The sequence below is a fragment of the Proteus sp. G2626 genome (assembly GCF_009915985.1).
GTDB lineage: Bacteria > Pseudomonadota > Gammaproteobacteria > Enterobacterales > Enterobacteriaceae > Proteus > Proteus vulgaris.
On sequence record NZ_JAABNH010000025.1, the window covers coordinates 200643 to 219970 of the forward strand.

Annotated in this window: 17 protein-coding genes and 1 tRNA gene; 12 read left to right on the forward strand and 6 right to left on the reverse strand. The window is 37.7% G+C overall.

The genetic code is table 11. The annotated features are described in order from the left end of the window. Nucleotides 1-234: 234 nt before the first annotated feature. Nucleotides 235-819: a DNA-3-methyladenine glycosylase I gene (locus tag GWJ05_RS10735; RefSeq protein WP_036933849.1), complete on the forward strand. Its 585-nt coding sequence runs from the start codon at nt 235-237 to the stop codon at nt 817-819. A 170-nt stretch (nt 820-989) separates the two neighbouring features. Then, a complete protein-coding gene (locus GWJ05_RS10740) occupies nt 990-2249 on the forward strand; it encodes a valine--pyruvate transaminase (RefSeq protein WP_036933851.1) in 1260 nt (419 codons plus the stop codon). Between the two features lie 265 nt (nt 2250-2514). Here GWJ05_RS10740 and GWJ05_RS10745 read toward each other — a convergent pair whose 3' ends face one another. Next, entirely contained in the window at nt 2515-4173 is a 1659-nt protein-coding gene (locus GWJ05_RS10745; RefSeq protein ID WP_036933853.1) for a putative transporter, read from the reverse strand. Between the two features lie 384 nt (nt 4174-4557). On the opposite strand from GWJ05_RS10745, the gene GWJ05_RS10750 reads away from it, so the two are divergent. Continuing rightward, nucleotides 4558-4893, forward strand: coding sequence for a YceK/YidQ family lipoprotein (locus tag GWJ05_RS10750; RefSeq protein ID WP_036933854.1), 336 nt, complete (start codon nt 4558-4560; stop codon nt 4891-4893). Nucleotides 4894-4955: 62 nt separating this feature from the next. On the opposite strand, the gene GWJ05_RS10755 is transcribed toward GWJ05_RS10750, so the two are convergent. After that, a complete protein-coding gene (locus GWJ05_RS10755; protein WP_036933856.1) occupies nt 4956-5261 on the reverse strand; it encodes a DUF5339 family protein in 306 nt (101 codons plus the stop codon). 298 nt (nt 5262-5559) lie between these two features. On the opposite strand from GWJ05_RS10755, the gene GWJ05_RS10760 reads away from it, so the two are divergent. The 8 genes from GWJ05_RS10760 (at nt 5560) to GWJ05_RS10795 (ending at nt 15091) form a co-directional block, all read left to right on the forward strand. Then, nucleotides 5560-5636: transfer RNA gene (locus GWJ05_RS10760), tRNA-Pro, on the forward strand. 874 nt (nt 5637-6510) lie between these two features. Continuing rightward, complete coding sequence (dppA, locus tag GWJ05_RS10765; protein WP_036933859.1) at nt 6511-8118, forward strand: dipeptide ABC transporter periplasmic-binding protein DppA; 1608 nt, start codon at nt 6511-6513, stop codon at nt 8116-8118. Nucleotides 8119-8272: 154 nt separating this feature from the next. Beyond that, on the forward strand, nt 8273-9292 hold the full coding sequence (dppB, locus tag GWJ05_RS10770) for a dipeptide ABC transporter permease DppB (RefSeq protein ID WP_036933861.1): 1020 nt from the start codon (nt 8273-8275) through the stop codon (nt 9290-9292). Nucleotides 9293-9302: 10 nt separating this feature from the next. Further along, nucleotides 9303-10205 carry a dipeptide ABC transporter permease DppC gene (dppC, locus tag GWJ05_RS10775; RefSeq protein ID WP_036933864.1) on the forward strand — a complete coding sequence of 301 codons (903 nt, stop codon included), beginning with the start codon at nt 9303-9305 and terminating at the stop codon, nt 10203-10205. Nucleotides 10206-10217: 12 nt separating this feature from the next. Continuing rightward, nucleotides 10218-11201 (forward strand): dipeptide ABC transporter ATP-binding protein, encoded by a 984-nt coding sequence (dppD, locus tag GWJ05_RS10780; RefSeq protein WP_036933866.1) that lies wholly within the window; start codon nt 10218-10220, stop codon nt 11199-11201. Next, nucleotides 11194-12195 carry a dipeptide ABC transporter ATP-binding subunit DppF gene (gene dppF, locus GWJ05_RS10785; RefSeq protein ID WP_036933868.1) on the forward strand — a complete coding sequence of 334 codons (1002 nt, stop codon included), beginning with the start codon at nt 11194-11196 and terminating at the stop codon, nt 12193-12195. Before dppD ends, dppF begins: the two co-directional genes overlap by 8 nt. A gap of 517 nt (nt 12196-12712) precedes the next feature. Next, entirely contained in the window at nt 12713-13423 is a 711-nt protein-coding gene (locus tag GWJ05_RS10790) for a HAMP domain-containing protein (RefSeq protein WP_036938745.1), read from the forward strand. 174 nt (nt 13424-13597) lie between these two features. Further along, the gene (locus GWJ05_RS10795) at nt 13598-15091 is read left to right on the forward strand and encodes an insulinase family protein (RefSeq protein ID WP_036933871.1); all 1494 of its coding nucleotides are present in this window, start codon (nt 13598-13600) and stop codon (nt 15089-15091) included. A gap of 95 nt (nt 15092-15186) precedes the next feature. Here the strand turns inward: GWJ05_RS10795 and GWJ05_RS10800 are convergent, their stop codons facing one another. The 4 genes from GWJ05_RS10800 to GWJ05_RS10815 form a co-directional block, all read right to left on the reverse strand. Continuing rightward, nucleotides 15187-16197, reverse strand: coding sequence for a serine hydrolase domain-containing protein (locus GWJ05_RS10800; protein ID WP_052038422.1), 1011 nt, complete (start codon nt 16195-16197; stop codon nt 15187-15189). 81 nt (nt 16198-16278) lie between these two features. Further along, entirely contained in the window at nt 16279-16488 is a 210-nt protein-coding gene (locus tag GWJ05_RS10805; RefSeq protein ID WP_036933873.1) for a 2-hydroxymuconate tautomerase family protein, read from the reverse strand. Nucleotides 16489-16557: 69 nt separating this feature from the next. Next, the gene (gene yhjD, locus GWJ05_RS10810; protein WP_036933876.1) at nt 16558-17577 is read right to left on the reverse strand and encodes an inner membrane protein YhjD; all 1020 of its coding nucleotides are present in this window, start codon (nt 17575-17577) and stop codon (nt 16558-16560) included. 276 nt (nt 17578-17853) lie between these two features. Further along, nucleotides 17854-18243 (reverse strand): DUF1090 domain-containing protein, encoded by a 390-nt coding sequence (locus GWJ05_RS10815; protein WP_115370604.1) that lies wholly within the window; start codon nt 18241-18243, stop codon nt 17854-17856. Nucleotides 18244-18423: 180 nt separating this feature from the next. On the opposite strand from GWJ05_RS10815, the gene GWJ05_RS10820 reads away from it, so the two are divergent. Then, entirely contained in the window at nt 18424-19266 is an 843-nt protein-coding gene (locus GWJ05_RS10820; RefSeq protein WP_087803693.1) for a 23S rRNA (adenine(2030)-N(6))-methyltransferase RlmJ, read from the forward strand. Nucleotides 19267-19328: the final 62 nt, after the last annotated feature.

Consider the following 19328-nt stretch of genomic DNA (forward strand, 5'->3'; position numbering starts at 1 on the left):
ATATCCGCATGGCGATACATAGAATAAAAAGAAAGGTTTCAGTATACCTTCTAGACGAAAGATATACAGCAAGGAATGCGGGCAATTTTCCCTCGATCAAAAAAATAATCCTCTAATTGACTTTATGACTATGCTCAAAGAAATAGATTGAATTTTTTTTCATCTATTTACATGTATATTTATACAGTATATAAGTGGTGCTATTGAAAGTTATTGATAACAAGGAATGAGAGAATGAGCAAACAGCGTTGCGACTGGGTAACCCATGATCCTGATTATTTAGCATATCATGACGATGAGTGGGGGAAACCTGAACGAGATAAATACAAGCTTTTTGAAATGATTTGCCTTGAAGGTCAACAAGCTGGGTTGTCTTGGTATACTGTACTCAAAAAAAGAGCAGGTTATCGCCACTGTTTTTTGGGCTTTTCACCTGAAAAAATTGCCAAAATGACTGAGAACGATGTTGACGCGCTATTACAAGATCCCGCGATTATTCGCCATCGAGGAAAAATTAACGCCATTATTAATAACGCGCGTATTTTTATGACAATGGAAGAACAAGGTGAAGATTTTAGTCAGTTTATTTGGCAATTTGTTGATAATAAACCAATTGTTAATCAGTGGGATGATATATCTCAAGTACCTGCATCCACTGAAATCTCAGATAAGATGGCAAAAACGTTAAAGAAAAAAGGTTTTAAATTTGTTGGTACAACCACTTGTTACGCTTTTATGCAAGCCGTAGGTATGGTAAATGACCATATTCTCTCTTGTTTTTGTCGTCAAGAAGAGAGTGAAAACACCAATAAAAAGTAAAATGTGGGTTGAGTTATCTTTAACTTAAGAAGTTATTGGTTTTATATTTCAATATTTAAATCTGTATTAATATTCCTATTTTATCATTTCTATTATAACTATTGATGCAGATTAAAGCTCGCGGTATGGTATTTCTTAACGAGAAAGCAACATAGAAGATACCTGCAAAGATGACTCAACTATCACAATTTGGGCAAAAGTTTGCTCAGCATTCAGGCATTGCTCGCTTGATGCAAGATTTAAATGAAGGGATCCGTACACCCGGTGCTGTGATGTTAGGGGGAGGAAATCCAGCTCATATTCCTGAAATGGATAACTATTTTCGCCAGTTACTTAAAGAGATGACAGAAAATGGCACGTTAAGTGATGCCGTTTGTAACTATGATGGCCCGCAAGGCAAAGATGCGACGTTACAAGCGTTGGCGGCATGTTTAAAAGAGAAACTGGGTTGGAATATATCAGCAAAAAATATTGCATTAACCAATGGTAGTCAAAGTGCTTTTTTCTATTTGTTCAATTTATTAGGTGGCACAACCAAAGAGGGGAAAAAACGTAAAATTCTTTTTCCAATTGCCCCTGAATATATTGGTTACGCAGATTCAGGATTAGAAGAAGATCTGTTTGTTGCAAATAAGCCAACTATAGAAATGTTACCTAATGGCCAATTCAAATACCATGTTGATTTCGCTCATCTTGAGATCAGAGATGATATTGCGGCTATTTGTGTTTCAAGGCCAACAAATCCAACGGGGAATGTTATTACTGATGACGAAGTGGAGAAGCTAGAGGCTTTATCCAAGCGACATAATATTCCTCTGATTATAGATAATGCTTATGGCGTTCCTTTTCCGGGTATTATTTTTACCCAAGCCACACCTCGTTGGAATGACAACACTATTCTTTGTATGAGCTTGTCTAAGTTAGGCTTACCTGGCACACGTTGTGGCATTATCATTGCTAATGAAGAGCTAATTTCGGCTATCACAAATGTGAATGGCATTATTAGTCTTGCACCTGGTGGCATTGGTCCTGCAATGGCATTAGAAATGCTAAAACGTGATGATTTAATGCGATTATCTCAAGAGGTAATTGGGCCTTTCTATCATCAGCGTGTACTGGAAACGATTGATATTATCCGTCGTTATCTACCTGAGGATCGTTGTCTCATTCATAAACCTGAAGGTGCTATCTTTTTGTGGCTTTGGTTTAAAGATTTGCCTGTTTCTTGTGAAGAGCTTTATCGTCGTTTGAAAAAACGTGGTGTGTTAATGGTGCCTGGGCATTACTTTTTCCCGGGGTTAGAGGATTCATGGGAGCATGCTCATCAATGTATGCGTATGAATTACGTGCCTGAGCCTGAATTGATAGAGAAAGGAATAAAAATTCTGGCTGAAGAAATCGAGAACATCTATCAGCCAGTGAATATCTAATAAAAATGCCCCTTCAGCGAGAAGAAGGGGCAAAGACAATAACGAGGACTTTTGAGCATAAGTTTGACGGAAAGAAATTGATTACTAAAACGTTAGCAATCCGTCTCAATCTAAATTTCTTAGCACGAGAACTATTAAAACAGACATTTATAAAATCTATGGCTTAAATAAGAGCCATTCATAGCCTTAATTATCCCTCTGCTAAGCAAAATGTGGATTTTAGTAACATATTTAGTTCAACTGATTAATATATTTATTATTTTTGCTACAAAGTCCAGATTATAAGTGCCATTAATTGTGGTGTTATTATGCGTAAAAACATCGCTAAAGGATAAACGGTGGCATAAGAAAGAGCCGCAGCCCCACTTGAGCTGTGAATTGAGTTTGCAAAGGCCAATGCAGGAGGATCAGTCATTGAGCCTGCTAACATACCACAAAGACTTAAATAATTAAGTTTAAAGAAGACTCTGGCGATGACACCTACAATCAATAACGGTAATAGCGTAATAAGAATACCATAGCCAATCCAACTCAGTCCTTGACCATAAATTAAGGTTTCGACAAATTCACCGCCAGAGTTTAGTCCTACCACAGCAAGAAACATGACAATGCCCAATTCTCTCAATGCTAAGTTTGCGCTTGGGGGCATAAACCAATAGAGCTTACCAAATGTCCCAATACGCCCTAAAATTAAGGCAACAACAAGCGGACCACCAGCTAATCCCAATTTAAGTGCCACAGGAATACCGGGAATAAAAATAGGAATAGAGCCAAGTAAAACCCCTAATCCAATACCAATAAAAACGGGTAGCATTTGAACTTGTTCTAATTTTTGGCGAGCATTACCTAACAAGACAGTAATCGCTTCAATAGATTCGGGGCGACCAACAACATTAAGAATATCCCCGAACTGTAACATACTGTTATGACTTGGTATAAGTTCGATACCTGCACGATTTAATCGAGTGACTACGACATCGTATTTTCTTTTAAGATCAAGATCTTTTAAACGCTTGCTTAATACTGAATCGTTAGTGACAACGATCCGCACAGATTGCAGTAAATTTGTTGACGTTGAAAGTGACGCATCGACCTCTTCCCCTAATATAAGACGTACTTTATTGAGATCTTCTTTTGAACCAACAATATGCAGTAAGTCCCCTAATTGAATAATTGTTGATGGCATAGGTACCATAATGTTGTCTCCTCGTTTTAAACGTGAGCAGACGAGGGCATCTTCATTGAGTAAAGGAATGTCTTGCATTAATAGGCCATCTAAATTGGGATTTTTAATAGCAATATTAATGGTATGTAGTGTATCTTTAGTACTATTTTGTTGATTACTAAAGGCTTTTGCTTCTTCATCAATATTGATTTTAAAGAAGACACGAAGAAGCCACATAACGAGTAAAATGCCACAAATCCCCATAGGGTAAGCCATTGCATAACCCATTCCCATTTGTCCTACAGAGGTCGGGTCAACTTGCAAATCTGTCAGTATTTGTTGCCCTGCGCCCAAAGAGGGGGTATTAGTGACCGCACCAGAAAAAATACCCAAAATAATAGGCAAAGGAACATCAAACAAACGATAAATAGAGGCTGTTATTATTGAGCCGAGAAGAATAATTAAAATCGCAAATGCGTTTAGTTTTAAGCCTGAAACGCGTAGTGAAGAGAAAAAGCCAGGACCGACTTGGATACCAATCGTGTAAACAAAAAGAATAAGCCCAAATTCTTGAATAAAATGAAGTGTTTGTGCGTTAAGCGAAAAATTATAGTGCTGAGCAAAATGACCAATAATAATCCCACCAAAAAGAACACCGCCTATCCCTAAACTGACTCGATAGATTTTGATATTGCCAATCCAAAGACCTAGAGCGCCTGCTAATGACAACATCACCATTGTTAGTGCAATATCACTCATAAAAAAGATCCTGTACCTAAAAAAATAGAAATGAGAAAATTTGAGCTAAAACGATAAACCTATTTTGGCAAAGAACAATGAAAGCCGCTGTGTCTTATCGCACAGATTTAACATATATAGAGATCAAAAAAATAAAAAAGACAAATATAGAGTTAAAGTATTTATTTAAATAATGAGGGTTGAATTTTAATATCAGAGAAACATAATAATTAATAATATTATTATGTTTATTCTAATTAGAAAAAATGAGTCTTTTTACTAAACTTATTTAGTGATTAGAAAATTAAGCTGTTTTATATTATCTTTCTCTTGTTCTATAAGAGAAAACAGGTTTAACTATATGATAAAAAGCGTTGACTACAGATCTCGTTTTATAGGTGCCCTATGACATTCAGAACGACAAGTAAAAATTTAACATTACTCGTATTATTGGTGACATTACTGACAGGGTGTTCAAGTGTAATGACTCATGCAGGCCCGAATAAAGAACTTTATTCGGGAACAAAAAATAATATGACAATGTTAAAAGACAACGAAACAGGATGGGCAATGAAACCATTGGTTATTCTTGATCTCCCTTTTAGTGCAGTATTAGATACTTTATTATTACCTTATGATTATTATACTCAAGATGATGATAAAAGTGATAATTCGCCTAAAGAACGAATAAAAAGATTGGAAAGCACCACTGCAAATAATAATCATGAAAACAAGAATTAATATCAAATTAATGACTAAATACTAAATAAGTAATTATATTTAGTCATTATTTGTTTACTTTATTATTTATTTAGTACGGTTTCTTCTTTAGGACCAAACATTTTATTTAAGCTATTGAGCTCTTGCATTTCCTTTTCACATATTGCTTTTTGTTCTGTCAGAGATGCTGCCATTATCCGTTTTTTGCTTTGCTCAAAATTTCCTTTAATCTCCGGCATATTGTGCTTCAGATCTTCTCTTTGAGAGATGTACTGAATAAATTTATCAGCCTCTTTAAAGTACACTCGACAAGCATGAGTCGTGGATGCTTGAGCTGGAAGTGCAGTCGACAATAAAAGTAATACAACACCCCACCAACATTGTTTCATTCTCTAAACTACCTACCTTATTTGACGTAAGGCAATTATATAAAAAGTACATTAATTAGACGATAATAATTGAGAATAAATTTGTTATTTTTTTTCATTTTGTCTCTATAGAGTAAAGAAAACCATAGTAAAGCGAAGAAAGGGAAATAGGCTTGTTACAATAACTTTAAAATACACATCGTTTTTATGATAAAAAGTTAAAAATCAATCGTTTTGGTTGAAAACCATACGAACAGTCAGGAGATACTAAAAAAGTATTGACGCAGTGGGTTTCTGGCAGTAAGATGCACCTCGTTTTCGGCGAGTAGCGCAGCCTGGTAGCGCAACTGGTTTGGGACCAGTGGGTCGGAGGTTCGAATCCTCTCTCGCCGACCATATTAAGAAACCCCGCTTTTAAAGCGGGGTTTTGTCGTTCTAGTCCCTAGAAATTAGGTTGATACATTTCGATGTATCAGATCTTCGCCTTTCTTTTTTCGCCATATTGGCATCCTCTTTGGCTTATTTTATATCGCGTCGGGTACTCCGTTTTTTTATTAAGCTCAAAAACAGAAATTCGTGGAAATATTTTCCATAATAAAGATAATTATTTGATGAATTGTGCTTTTGATTTGGCAACGATGATAAAGTCGTTCAGTTATTAGGCTTATTGGAGGAATACTTTTATTTATTCTTAATGAGAAGCCTAGATCATCAGCTCAATTCTCTTTTTATGGGCAATGGAACTTCTGATAATCCTCAAAAAATATGAATTTTCTACTATTAAAGGATCAAAACTATTAATAACACACTGAATTTAATGGTCCTGTTTAGTTTAGTGATTTGTTAAGTTCGGTATTTTGGTTGTTTTACTCTAATGATTTTATTTGTATCAAAGTCAGGCCCCTCTAATCGTACGGTGATTTTTCTTCTATAACAGAATAAAGCACCAAATTCTTTGTTTCATTTCAAAATATTCGTTCAATATTTAAGCGGTTAATCACAAATTACCGCTTTTTTTAAAACAGTCATTTCACTTAAGGATTTCTTAATACGTAGTTTTATTGACTAGATATTAGCCAGAGACTTATTTTTTTATTCTGAGTTTGTTCGATATTTGTTTCATTTGTGTTTATAACGGGTTCTTTTTACTGCGTAGACCCTTATTGACGTAAGGGGATACAGTTGGTTAATTGAACAATGACAAAATAAAAAGGTATTCCGTTTTTAAACAGGAAACCAAAACACAACAGAACAATGTCGGAGAGTAATGATGAAAAGCTCCAAAAAACAGACAGGAATTTTAACCGCCACAATCGGGCTACTTGCATTAGCTGTTTCTGCGGGAGTGCAGGCAAAAACATTAGTATATTGCTCCGAAGGTTCGCCTGAAGGATTTAACCCTCAGTTATTTACCTCGGGAACGACTTATGACGCAAGTTCAGTGCCTATTTATGACCGCTTAGTCGAATTTAAACTGGGTACAACGGAAATCATTCCAGGGCTCGCTGAAAGTTGGGATGTGAGTGATGATGGTAAGGTATATACCTTCCATTTACGTAAAGGTGTAAATTGGCACAGTAGTAAAACCTTTAAGCCAACTCGTGAATTTAATGCCGATGACGTAATGTATACTTTTATGCGTCAAATGGATCCAAAACATCCTTACCATAAAGTGTCAGGTGGCAGTTATGAATACTTTACTGGCATGGATATGAACAATATGATCGAGAAAATCGAGAAAGTTGATGATCATACCGTTCGTTTCGTTTTAACACGTTCAGAAGCGCCTTTTATTGCTGATATGGCGATGGACTTTGCATCTATATTATCTGCGGAATATGCCGATAATATGATGAAAGCAGGAACACCTGAAAAAGTCGACTTAGATCCTATCGGAACAGGTGCTTTCCAATTACTGCAATACCAAAAAGATTCTCGTATTCTTTATAAAGCCAATGACCAATATTGGGGTAAAAAACCAGATATTGATCGTTTAGTCTTCTCTATTACACCTGATGCTTCTGTGCGTTACGCTAAATTGCAAAAAGGTGAATGTCAGGCAATGCCTTATCCTAATCCTGCCGATATCGCGAAGATGAAACAAAATAGCGATATCAATCTGTTAGAACAGCCAGGCTTAAACGTAGGTTATATCTCATTTAATGTTGAGAAAAAGCCACTGGATAACCAAAAAGTTCGTCAAGCGTTAAGCATGGCAGTGAATAAAGACGCCATTATTGAGGCTGTTTATCAAGGAGCTGGTCAAAAAGCCAAAAACCTTATACCACCAACTATGTGGGGTTATAACGATGAGATCGTTGATTATGAATATAACCCTGAAAAAGCGAAAGCACTGTTAAAAGAAGCTGGTTTGGCAGATGGCTTTACCATCGATTTATGGGCAATGCCAGTACAACGCCCTTATAATCCAAATGCACGTCGTATGGCTGAAATGGTACAGGCGGATTGGGAAAAAATTGGTGTTAAAACCAAGATTGTGAGTTATGAGTGGGGTGAGTATCTCAAACGTGCTAAATCCGGTGAACATCAAGCTGTTATGATGGGATGGACAGGTGATAATGGGGATCCAGATAACTTTTTTGCTACACTCTTTAGCTGTGCGGCAAAAGAACAAGGGTCGAACTATTCAAAATGGTGTTACAAACCTTTTGAAGATCTGATCCAGCCAGCGCGGATCACCGCTGATCACGACAAACGAGTTGAACTCTATAAGCAAGCTCAAGTTGTTATGCATGATCAAGCCCCAGCATTGATCATTGCTCACTCAACTGTTTATGAACCAGTGAGTAAAAAAGTGGAGAACTATGTGGTTGATCCATTAGGCAAACATCACTTCGAGAATGTCTCTCTGAAATAACAGTAATACCTTACTTTAGTACGGTGTCTTTCTTTGAGAAAGGCACCGCTATTCCATAATAAAGAATACATTCAGTACACTGTGGGCGCAGGGGACTTTCCCCTGATTTATCAGCGCTGTCTTTTAGCTGATGTTTGAAAAGAGAATATAGGATATGCTGCAATTTATCCTTCAACGTTTGGGACTTGTGATCCCTACGTTTATCGGAATTACATTACTTACGTTTATTTTCGTGCATCTTATTCCGGGTGATCCGGTCATGATTATGGCGGGTGAGCGTGGATTATCTCCAGAGCGCCATGCTTATTTAATGGCAGAATTAGGGTTAGATAAACCTTTATGGCAACAATATCTCAATTACCTTAATGGAATTTTCCATGGTGATTTGGGCATTTCATTAAAAAGCCGTATCCCTGTTTGGGATGAATTTTTACCTCGTTTTAAAGCGACACTAGAACTTGGCGTTTGTGCCATGATTTTTGCAATTGCTGTCGGCATCCCTGTGGGGGTTCTAGCGGCGGTTAAACGCGGTTCTATTTTTGATCATACCGCTATTAGTGTGTCACTAGCAGGCTATTCCATGCCAATTTTCTGGTGGGGAATTATGCTTATTATGCTGGTGTCTGTGAAATTAGATTTAACGCCCGTATCAGGGCGACTTGCTGATAGTGTCTTTTTAGATGATAGCAATCCATTAACTGGCTTTATGCTCATTGATACTTTTATTTGGGGAGAAGAAGGCGATTTCATTGATGCAGTCCATCATATTATTTTACCTGCCATTGTATTAGGAACCATTCCTTTAGCGGTTATTGTGCGTATGACTCGCTCATCCATGCTTGAAGTATTAGGTGAAGATTATATTCGAACGGCAAGAGCAAAAGGTTTAAGTCGTGCTCGTGTCATTCTTATTCATGCATTGCGTAACGCGATGTTGCCTGTTGTTACTGTTATTGGATTACAAGTCGGTACGATGTTAGCTGGTGCTATTTTAACGGAGACTATTTTCTCATGGCCAGGTTTAGGTCGCTGGCTAATTGATGCCTTACAACGACGAGACTACCCCGTTGTTCAAGGTGGTGTGCTTTTAATTGCAACGATGATTATCTTTGTCAATCTGTTGGTTGATGTTCTTTATGGCATTGTGGATCCGCGTATTCGCCATAAAAAATAAGGAATGCATAATGACTGAAAATAAAGTTATACCGGTCATCAATGCACCGGCACCTATGACACCGTTCCAAGAGTTTAGGCACTATTTTAAACAAAATAAGGGCGCAGTTGTTGGGTTGATTTATATTGTAATTATGTTGCTGATTGCGTTATTTGCGGGCTTCCTTGCACCTCACGCACCGAATGAGCAATTTCGTGATTTCTTATTAGCACCTCCTGTTTGGCAAGAGGGAGGTAGTTGGCAATTTATTTTAGGAACCGATGATGTTGGCCGAGATATTCTTTCTCGCTTGATGTTTGGTGCTCGCCTTTCATTATTAGTTGGCTGTATCGTGGTGGTGCTATCACTGATCTTAGGGATTATTCTAGGATTGGCTGCTGGTTATTTTGGTGGACTTGTTGATATCGGCATTATGCGAGTGGTCGATATTATGCTGGCATTACCAAGTTTATTACTGGCATTAGTGCTAGTGGCCATCTTTGGACCTTCAATCGTCAATGCGTCTATTGCACTGACTTTTGTTGCTTTACCTCATTACGTTCGATTAACACGTGCCGCTGTTTTAATTGAAGTAAATCGTGACTATGTCATTGCTTCTCGCGTCGCAGGTGCGGGTTCAATGCGTCAAATGTTTATTAATATCTTACCTAACTGTCTTGCACCTTTAATTGTTCAAGCGTCTTTAGGCTTTTCTAATGCAATTTTAGATATGGCAGCATTGGGCTTTTTAGGTATGGGCGCTCAGCCACCAACTCCTGAGTGGGGAACTATGTTATCTGACGTGTTGCAGTTTACGCAAAGTGCATGGTGGGTTGTGACGTTCCCTGGTCTTGCTATTTTGTTTACTGTACTTGCCTTTAACTTAATGGGTGACGGTTTACGAGATGCGCTTGATCCGAAATTAAAGCAGTAACGGAGTAAAAAGATGGCACTATTAAATATTAATCAATTATCTGTTCACTTCGGTGATGAAGATACTCCGTTTAAAGCGGTAGACAGAATTAGCTATCAGGTTGAAGAAGGGCAAGTTGTTGGCATTGTTGGAGAGTCTGGTTCAGGTAAATCGGTGAGCTCACTGGCTATTATGGGGCTGATTGATTTTCCAGGTCGAGTGACGGCGCAAGAGCTTTATTTTGATGGACGAGATCTTATGAAAATTTCTGAATCAGAGCGTCGAAACCTTGTAGGTGCAGATGTTGCGATGATTTTCCAAGATCCGATGACCAGTTTAAACCCCTGTTTTACTGTCGGCTATCAAATCATGGAAGCATTAAAAGTCCATCAAGGTGGAAGCCGTAAAACTCGTAAGCAACGCGCTATTGACCTTTTAACGCTGGTGGGGATCCCAGATCCCGCTTCTCGTTTAGATGTATACCCGCATCAACTTTCTGGCGGTATGAGCCAGCGAGTGATGATTGCAATGGCGATTGCTTGTCGCCCTAAATTATTGATTGCAGATGAACCCACAACGGCACTGGATGTCACTATTCAGGCACAGATCATTGAGCTTCTACTTGATTTGCAAAAGCAAGAAAATATGGCACTGGTGCTTATTACGCATGATTTAGCGTTAGTCGCTGAAGCTGCTGACACCATTATTGTGATGTATGCGGGACAAGTGGTGGAATCAGGGAAAGCGTCTGAAATTTTCAAATCGCCTCGCCATCCTTACACGCAGGCATTATTAAGAGCACTTCCAGAGTTTGCGAATAATAAAGCGCGATTAGCATCACTGCCGGGTGTTGTGCCTGGTCGTTATGATAGGCCAACGGGATGCTTACTTAATCCCCGTTGTCCTTATGCTCATGATGAATGCTATAAAACTGAACCAGCCCTAAAAGAATTGGGGAACCACCGCGTGAAATGCCATACACCGTTAGATAATACAGGGAGACCTACTCATGGCTGAAGTTAATCCCAATGTCACGACGCCCTTATTAAAGGCGGTCAATTTAGCCAAATATTACAGTGTTAAAGGTGGACTGTTTTCAAAAGAGAAAACGGTGAAGGCGCTTGATGGTGTTTCATTTGAGTTAGAACGTGGTAAAACCTTGGCGGTTGTCGGTGAATCAGGATGTGGAAAATCGACGTTAGGTCGATTATTAACCATGATTGAAATCCCGACTTCGGGAGCGCTTTCTTATCGTGGGCAAGATCTGTTAATTAAAGATAAATCCGCAGAGAAATTACGTCGCCAAAAGATCCAAATTGTATTTCAAAATCCTTATGGATCATTAAATCCTCGTAAAAAAGTCGGACAAATTTTAGAAGAGCCTCTATTGATCAATACAACACTTAATGCTTCTGAGCGCAAAGAAAAAGTATTATCAATGATGGCAAAAGTAGGCTTAAAAACAGAGCATTATAGCCGATACCCTCACATGTTTTCTGGTGGTCAACGTCAGCGTATTGCTATTGCACGTGGTTTAATGCTTGAGCCCGACATTGTGGTGGCGGATGAACCGGTTTCAGCTCTCGATGTTTCCGTGCGTGCTCAAGTACTGAATTTAATGATGGATCTTCAACAGGATATGGGGCTTTCTTACGTCTTTATTTCCCATGATCTTTCCGTTGTTGAGCATATTGCGGATGAAGTGATTGTGATGTATTTAGGCCGTTGTGTAGAAAAAGGAACGAAGACACAAATTTTTGAAAATCCTCAACATCCTTATACACAAGCCTTACTATCAGCAACACCAAGATTAACACCTGAATTAAGACGTGAACGTATCAAACTCACAGGGGAATTGCCAAGTCCGTTAAATCCACCAATAGGGTGTGCTTTTGCCGCGCGTTGCCGTCGTGCGTTTGGTCCATGTAGTCAATTACAGCCCACTTTAAAAGATTATAATGGTCAACTTATTGCTTGCTTCGCTGTTGAGCAAGATAATATGGTGTTTTAAATAACAAAGAGAGTAACTAATTAAACGGCGCAATATATATATTATATTGCGCTTCTGTTTTATTAATAATATTTAACTAATTTTGATTGAATAATCTGATTATGATTTAATAAATATTAAATTTTATTTTTATATAAAATTTTAAAACACTATTGATATTAAAAATAAAAAACACTTCCTATTATAAAACGTCATCACTTTATTTTGTTTTGTAACATCTTAATAAGATTTTTATAGATTTAAATTTTAGAGAGTATCATATTTTTTAGTGAATTATATTATTCATCAATATAGAATATCAATATTATGACTTAAAAAGTGAAATTGAACTTCTATTTTCATTTTACTATTTTTATCTTACAACTATACTCAAATAATAATAATTATATATTTATCTACTTTCATTTTAATGGATAGGGCGTTTTTATCGCGCTATTTTCTTTATTGAGGGTGATACATAACCTAAAAAATACAGTATAATCACTCTGTTCAAGTATGTATATTGGAAATAGCAATGATGAAACCTCATCTTAAACATTCATTAACAATAAAACAGATGGCTGCAGTTGCGGGCGTTACGTTGGTGACTATTGCTATTTTTATCAGTATTCAACTTATTTATTTGATAGATCAACGTCGTGAAGATTATCAAAATCAGCTTTTTAATGCGGGTGTCAGTATCCAACAGCCACTCGCTGATGCATTGTTACGATCAGATTTAAATGATGCCAAAAAACAGATAATTGGGTTAAAAGCCACTGGTATTCTCGGTAAAGCGATTGTCATGCAACCTGAAAATATTCAAGTGATGAGCTTAGATTTTGCACCCAAAAAGGAAGTTTCTGATTTCTCAAGTTGGCTTTTTGGCATTCCTGTTGAAACCGTTGTGCCATTGCAACCATTAGGCATTACGTCAACGGATGATAAATCCTATACTGGCTATCTTATTTTACAAGCTGACACAAACCGCTTTTATCGTTTTGCCAGCAATACTGTCGCATTAATGTTAACAACATATCTGTTGATGGGGCTTATTCTGACAGTTGCTATTAGTTGGTGTATCAATCGTATTGTGGTGAAACCTTTACGCCAAATCGCCGTTACTCTTAATAAAGATAGCCAGGTTTCAGCTTTATCTTGCCCAGAATCACATCGTGATGATGAGATTGGTTTGCTGGTTAAAGGATATAATCATCAAAAATCTGATCGAAAATTGCCGAAGGTCTGAACCTTCTTACGCCATAATGAGTCTAATCACTATAGTGATTTCATTTCATGTTTCTGTGGTGACAAAGAATGATAATACAAAAAATAGACATTAAACATCTCACATGTCTTTTGGCGCTTATTGTTAAACCTCATAAGTGGTTTAATACCAAGGATTAATAAAACAGAGGTTCACATGCAGGGTGTAATGACACGAATTTTATTGGGAAGCGTTATGTTTGGCGCTGTTGTTTGTCAAGTTCAAGCTGAAGCTTTACAGCCTGATCCCGCTTGGCAAGAAGGGCGACTAGCAAATGGTTTTCAGTGGCAAATTTTACAAACACCGCAACGCCCTAATGATAGAATACAAATTCGCTTATTAGTGAATACTGGTTCTTTATCAGAGAAAAGCAGTGAAACGGGTTTTTCATCCTTGGTGTCTAAACTCAATGTATTGGAAAATACAGGCCTTACACCTGAAAAACGTGATAATTTATGGAAAAATGCATTAGATCCAGATTACCCGTTACCTCCAATGATCGTTTCATACGATTTTACGGTTTATAATTTAAGTCTACCAAATAACCAACCTGAACTATTAAAAGATGCTTTTGCATTACTAGCCGGTATTACTAAACCCGCACAATATACTGAAAATGCAGTTCGTAATGCGATTCAGTCACCACTTCCTGTTGCGACATTTCCGCTTAATATTGAAGATCCTATCTGGCGCTCACGCCTTGAAGGTTCTAACCTAAAAGGCCATAATCCAGGTAAACCTGTTAATCAATCTGTGAATACGAAAGAATTGTCGGATTATCAACAGCGTTGGTATACCCCTGATATGATGACGCTTTATATTGCAGGTAATGTTGATAATCGAGTATTAACCGAAAGTATTAATCAGGCATTTTCATCTCTATCTGGTAAGCGAGTCACTCCTGTCCCTGTGCCGATGCTTGCAGATATGAAGCCTGAAACGTTATATGTACAAGAATCAATGCGGGCTAAAGACCAAATTTCGTTAATTTGGGATTTAGATTGGTCGCCAGTAAAAGACTCTGATACGTTAAATAAATATTGGTTAAGCGACTTAGCTCGCGAAGTGATTTTTGTGCATTTAGGTCGTAGCCTTGAACAACGTAAAGAAAATGACAGCACACAAATTAACATTGATTGTCGAGTACAATATCAGCGCGCAAGTTGTTCTTTAAATATCGATACTGCGACAGCGAATATCCCAGCATTAGCATCATGGGTGGGGGAAGAACTGGGCCGTTTGCGTAATCAAGGGATTAGTGATGAGTTGTATCAAGAACTCCAACAAGAGAAGCAACTTCAACTAACACAGCTGTTTGCTCGTTATGCAAAAACCAGTACGGCTCTTTTAATTAATCAGCGTTTGTTATCACAACAAAGTAATATTATTGATATTCCTCCAGAACAATATCAACGTTTACGCCAAGCGTTTTTAGCGGGTTTAACCAAAGAGACATTAAATCAGGAGCTATCTAGAGTATTATCTGAAGATATTACTTTTGTATTAACACAAAGTGGTGAAACACCTACTGTAAATTTAGGTGAATTGCGTATTCAATTTGAAAAGCAAGTTCATCCAGAAACGGCGAATGCGCCGACTCCAGCTGTTACGCAAAATATAACTGTGGAACCGACAGCAAAGAAAGAGTGATAAAACAAGAATAGGCGAGTATTGAATATATATGAGTCATAAAATAAAAAGCCAAAAGTGTATTCATAACATTTTTGGCTTTTTATTGTTTATTATTAAAGACGTTTAAATGCTTCTTTAATAATAGCGATTAAATCTTCACGAGTATTTCTTTGAGTTGTAAATCCTGCAATAGCAATCTGTTTTTCAGGTAAATAATAAGCAACAGAGCCCCAGTAACCTAGGTGATAATAAAGTGTACCTAGGCTAGTTTCTTCAGCCATCAATCCTAAGCGGTAATTTGCAGCACCTGTATGTGAACCTTGCCATTTCATCTCTTTTAAAGTTGATGGATGTGAGTAAACCCTATCTTCAAAAAGATCAGCTGTAAATTTAGCTAACTCAAGTGTTGTCATCACTAATCCACCCCCTCCAAAAGTATCCATGGAGGCGTCAATATAAGTGCCTTCATGTTCACCTGTAAATTGTCTAGCGCGAGTTTTTAGGGGGATGGGGGAAGGTTCTAAATCCTCCCACCACGTTTGTGGTAAGTTTAAGTCTTGAAAATGCAATAATTCACGAACTGCTGTAGCCATGTTTTTTCTCATAAATTGAGAAAGAATATCGCCTAATAAGATGTAGCCAGTATCGGAATAAATAAAACGTTTACCCGCAGGAATAACAGGAAAACCTTGTTCAGCATAATGCGCTATCTGCTCTTCGCGCGTCCATTTATGAGACGGGTTATTAATAACTTTTACAAGGTAAGCGTCATTAGCGTGATCAAATAAACCACTACTGTGGCTTAATAAATGGCGTAATGTGATAGTGTTAAGATCATATCCAAGTTCTGATAATGTTCGTTGATAACGGGGATTTAGATATTTGGTGATATCATCATCAAGAGACAGCGCATCTTGTTCCCATAAGCGTAAAAAAGCCGCGGCAAGAAAGGTTTTTGTATTGCTTGCGATTCGAAAAGGAGTATCTACAGTTAATTTCTTCTGAGTACTTTCATCGGAGAATCCATGTGCCATACCAAAAGGGTATTGAACACCGGCGCCTGTAATATAGATAGCACTCGCTGAGGGTAAGGCATGAAAAGCATCAGTCATTGATTGAACCATAGTTACTTCCTTATCTATCAGGAAAATAATCAGTAAAAAGGGTGTACTTGGCACCCTTTATTTAAATATCACAGTTATTCTTTATTTATTTTTTGCCGTTGCCCGTAATTCTGTTACGGTTTTACCGCCTATTCCCCAATTATCTGTTTCTACTTCATCAATGACGACAACGGTAGTTGCTGGGTTTTTACCTAACACATCAACCAGAAGTTGTGTTGCGCCCGCAATGAGTTGCTCTTTTTGCTCTGCGGTTGCACCTTCGCGTGTAATTTTAATATTAACGTATGGCATTGTTTTTCCTTATGACGTTATTAATAGGTGGTTAATGTAGGGAATTAACCATGTTGTTTTATCATAAATTTAAGATGTTGATTGCGTTTCAGCCAACTGTTCTTTGCGCATATTTGGGCCATCGGTAGCGATCCATGCTGCACAAAAGAGGGTTAATCGGGCAAAAAAGTAGAAGAAAGCCATTAAGCCTATTACTGAACCGAATGCGGCACCTGAAGGTGAACTGGCAATTCTTGGTAACATCCATGTCATTACTGATTTCAAAATTTCAAAACCGATGGCGGCGATAAGCGTACCTTTGATCAGAGAGATTCGCTTAGGTTGATGGCGAGGTAAGATCCACAATATCCATAAGAATAGTAAATAATTTGCAGTAATGGAGATCGTCAAGCCAATGGTCGTCCATGCAGGCGTTAACCACTCAATACCATCTAACCCCAATGTATGAACAATCATTCTTTGAGCGGAGCCTGCTACTGAAGTCAGCGTAATAGTTACAATTAATGCGAAAAGTAAGCCAATAAGTGCTAAGAAATCACGGAAATAGCGGAAATAGATTTTTTCTTGCTCTTCTTTATTTCTTTCCCAAACGGGGCGTGATTGTGCCAAAATGGCCTGACGCAAGTTACCGACCCAATTAACACCAGAATAAAGAGCAATAGCTAAACCGGTTAAACCGACGGTTGTACGTTGACGAACAGCGGTATCAATACTTTGTTGAACGGTTGCTGCCAATGTTGGATCGTCGATACTATTTGCTACACCGGTAATTAATTTAGCGAGTAAATCAGGATTTGAGGCTAAAATAAAACCCGCACAGGCAAAGGAAAGCATTAATACAGGAATTAATGATAAAAATGAAAAATAAGTGATTGCCGCACCAAACTGGTTTCCCATCCTATCAGTGAAGCGTTCTGCTGCACGAATAAGGTGCGCAATAAAAGGAATACGGGTTACAAAATTACTGATTTTTATCCCAATACCGATGGCTTTTTTTCCTCCATCGAGCCCTTTTTCCAGCCCCTTTTTGAGTGGCTGAGTCAGTTGAGTTTTTTCATTTGCTGTTTTTTGTTGCTGCTCTTCTGACATATATCCTCTTTAATTAGATCAGTCCATTTTTAATAAATTAGTGACACTACTTTAGTTTCTACTCAAAAATAGCATAGCTTAATTTCTATTACATACCTTATGCTTATTATAATTAGCCTCTGATTTAGATGATGTAATTGCTTGTTCTGGTTTAAGTGTAGATGATGCACTATTAAAATGTGATAACCTTGGTTTAATAAGAAATGGCTACTCACTTATTGTTTTATTCTGTATTTCACAGATAAATAAGGAGTAGGCATTAATTTATGGTGATAATTATTTTGTCAGTAGATTTAATTCATCTTCAATAGCTTTTAATTCCGCTTTTTCTTCTGCCAGTTTTCTTTCTTGTTTGGCGATTTTATCCGGATCACCTTTAAGTTGTGCTTCTTTTAATTCGAGCTCACGCTCTTTAATGTCCAGTTGTTTTTCACGTAATTCAAGGCGCGTGTTTTCAACTACTTTTTCTGGTGTGCAATAGCGTTCAACATTTTGTAATGCTCGTTCTAAGCCTTGTATACGGTATTGATTACCATGTGCTTTTGCGTATTCCATCTGTTTTTGGATATTTTGTTTTTTTATCTCACAACCATTGGTTAATCTGTCTGCGTAAGCGTGACTTGTTAGTAAGCTTAAGGCTACGGCAGTAAAAAGTAATTTTTTCATCTTTCAATCCTATTTAAACTTAAGTGAAATATGGACTTATCATAGCGACTGAACACTGAGACACAACGTTTCTTTCGCTTTCAATGAAGAAGTTCGGCTTTTTCTGATACACTGAGCTTAATCAAGCTTTCAGAGTAAATTCACTACTAAGCTATACTTATTTCTAACGGAAGATAAAGAATGCTGAGCTATCGCCATAGTTTTCATGCTGGCAACCACGCCGATGTTTTAAAACATATTGTTCAAACACTCATCATTGAGTCTTTAAAAGATAAAGAAAAACCATTTCTTTATCTTGATACTCATGCTGGCGCTGGACGTTATCAATTAACCAATGCTCATGCGACTCGCACCGGCGAATATCTAGAAGGGATTGCTCGCTTATGGCAACAAGATGAGGTGCCGGAGCTTATTTTACCTTACCTTGAAGCAGTTGGAGAATTAAACTCAAATGGTGAACTACGTTATTACCCTGGTTCTCCTTTATTAGCTGGAAAACTCTTAAGAGAACAAGATTCTCTGGTGTTAACTGAATTACATCCAACGGATTTTCCTCTATTACGTACCGAGTTTTCTCGTGATCCACGCGTTCGTGTTTTTCGTGAAGATGGCTTTGGTCAATTGAAATCTAAATTACCACCAGCAAGTCGTCGTGGATTCGCATTAATTGATCCTCCTTATGAGCTTAAACAAGATTATTCCGCTGTAGTGAAAGGTGTTGTGGAAGGTCATAAACGCTTTGCAACGGGTACATATGCAATTTGGTATCCCGTGGTTCATCGCCAGCAAATTAAACGTATGCTAAAAGAGCTTGAAGCAACAGGCATTCGTAAAATCTTACAAATTGAGTTAGCAGTAAAACCCGATAGTGATCAATTAGGTATGACCGCATCAGGCATGATTGTGATTAATCCGCCTTGGAAGCTAGAGTCACAAATGAAATCAATATTACCTTGGTTACATAAAGCCTTAGTTCCTGAAGGTATTGGTCATACATTGGTTGAATGGGTTGTACCTGAATAAGTCTTTTTATTATTGTTTTTGCCTATCACTGTAAAAGCTAAAATCTGACGAGCGATGTGTTA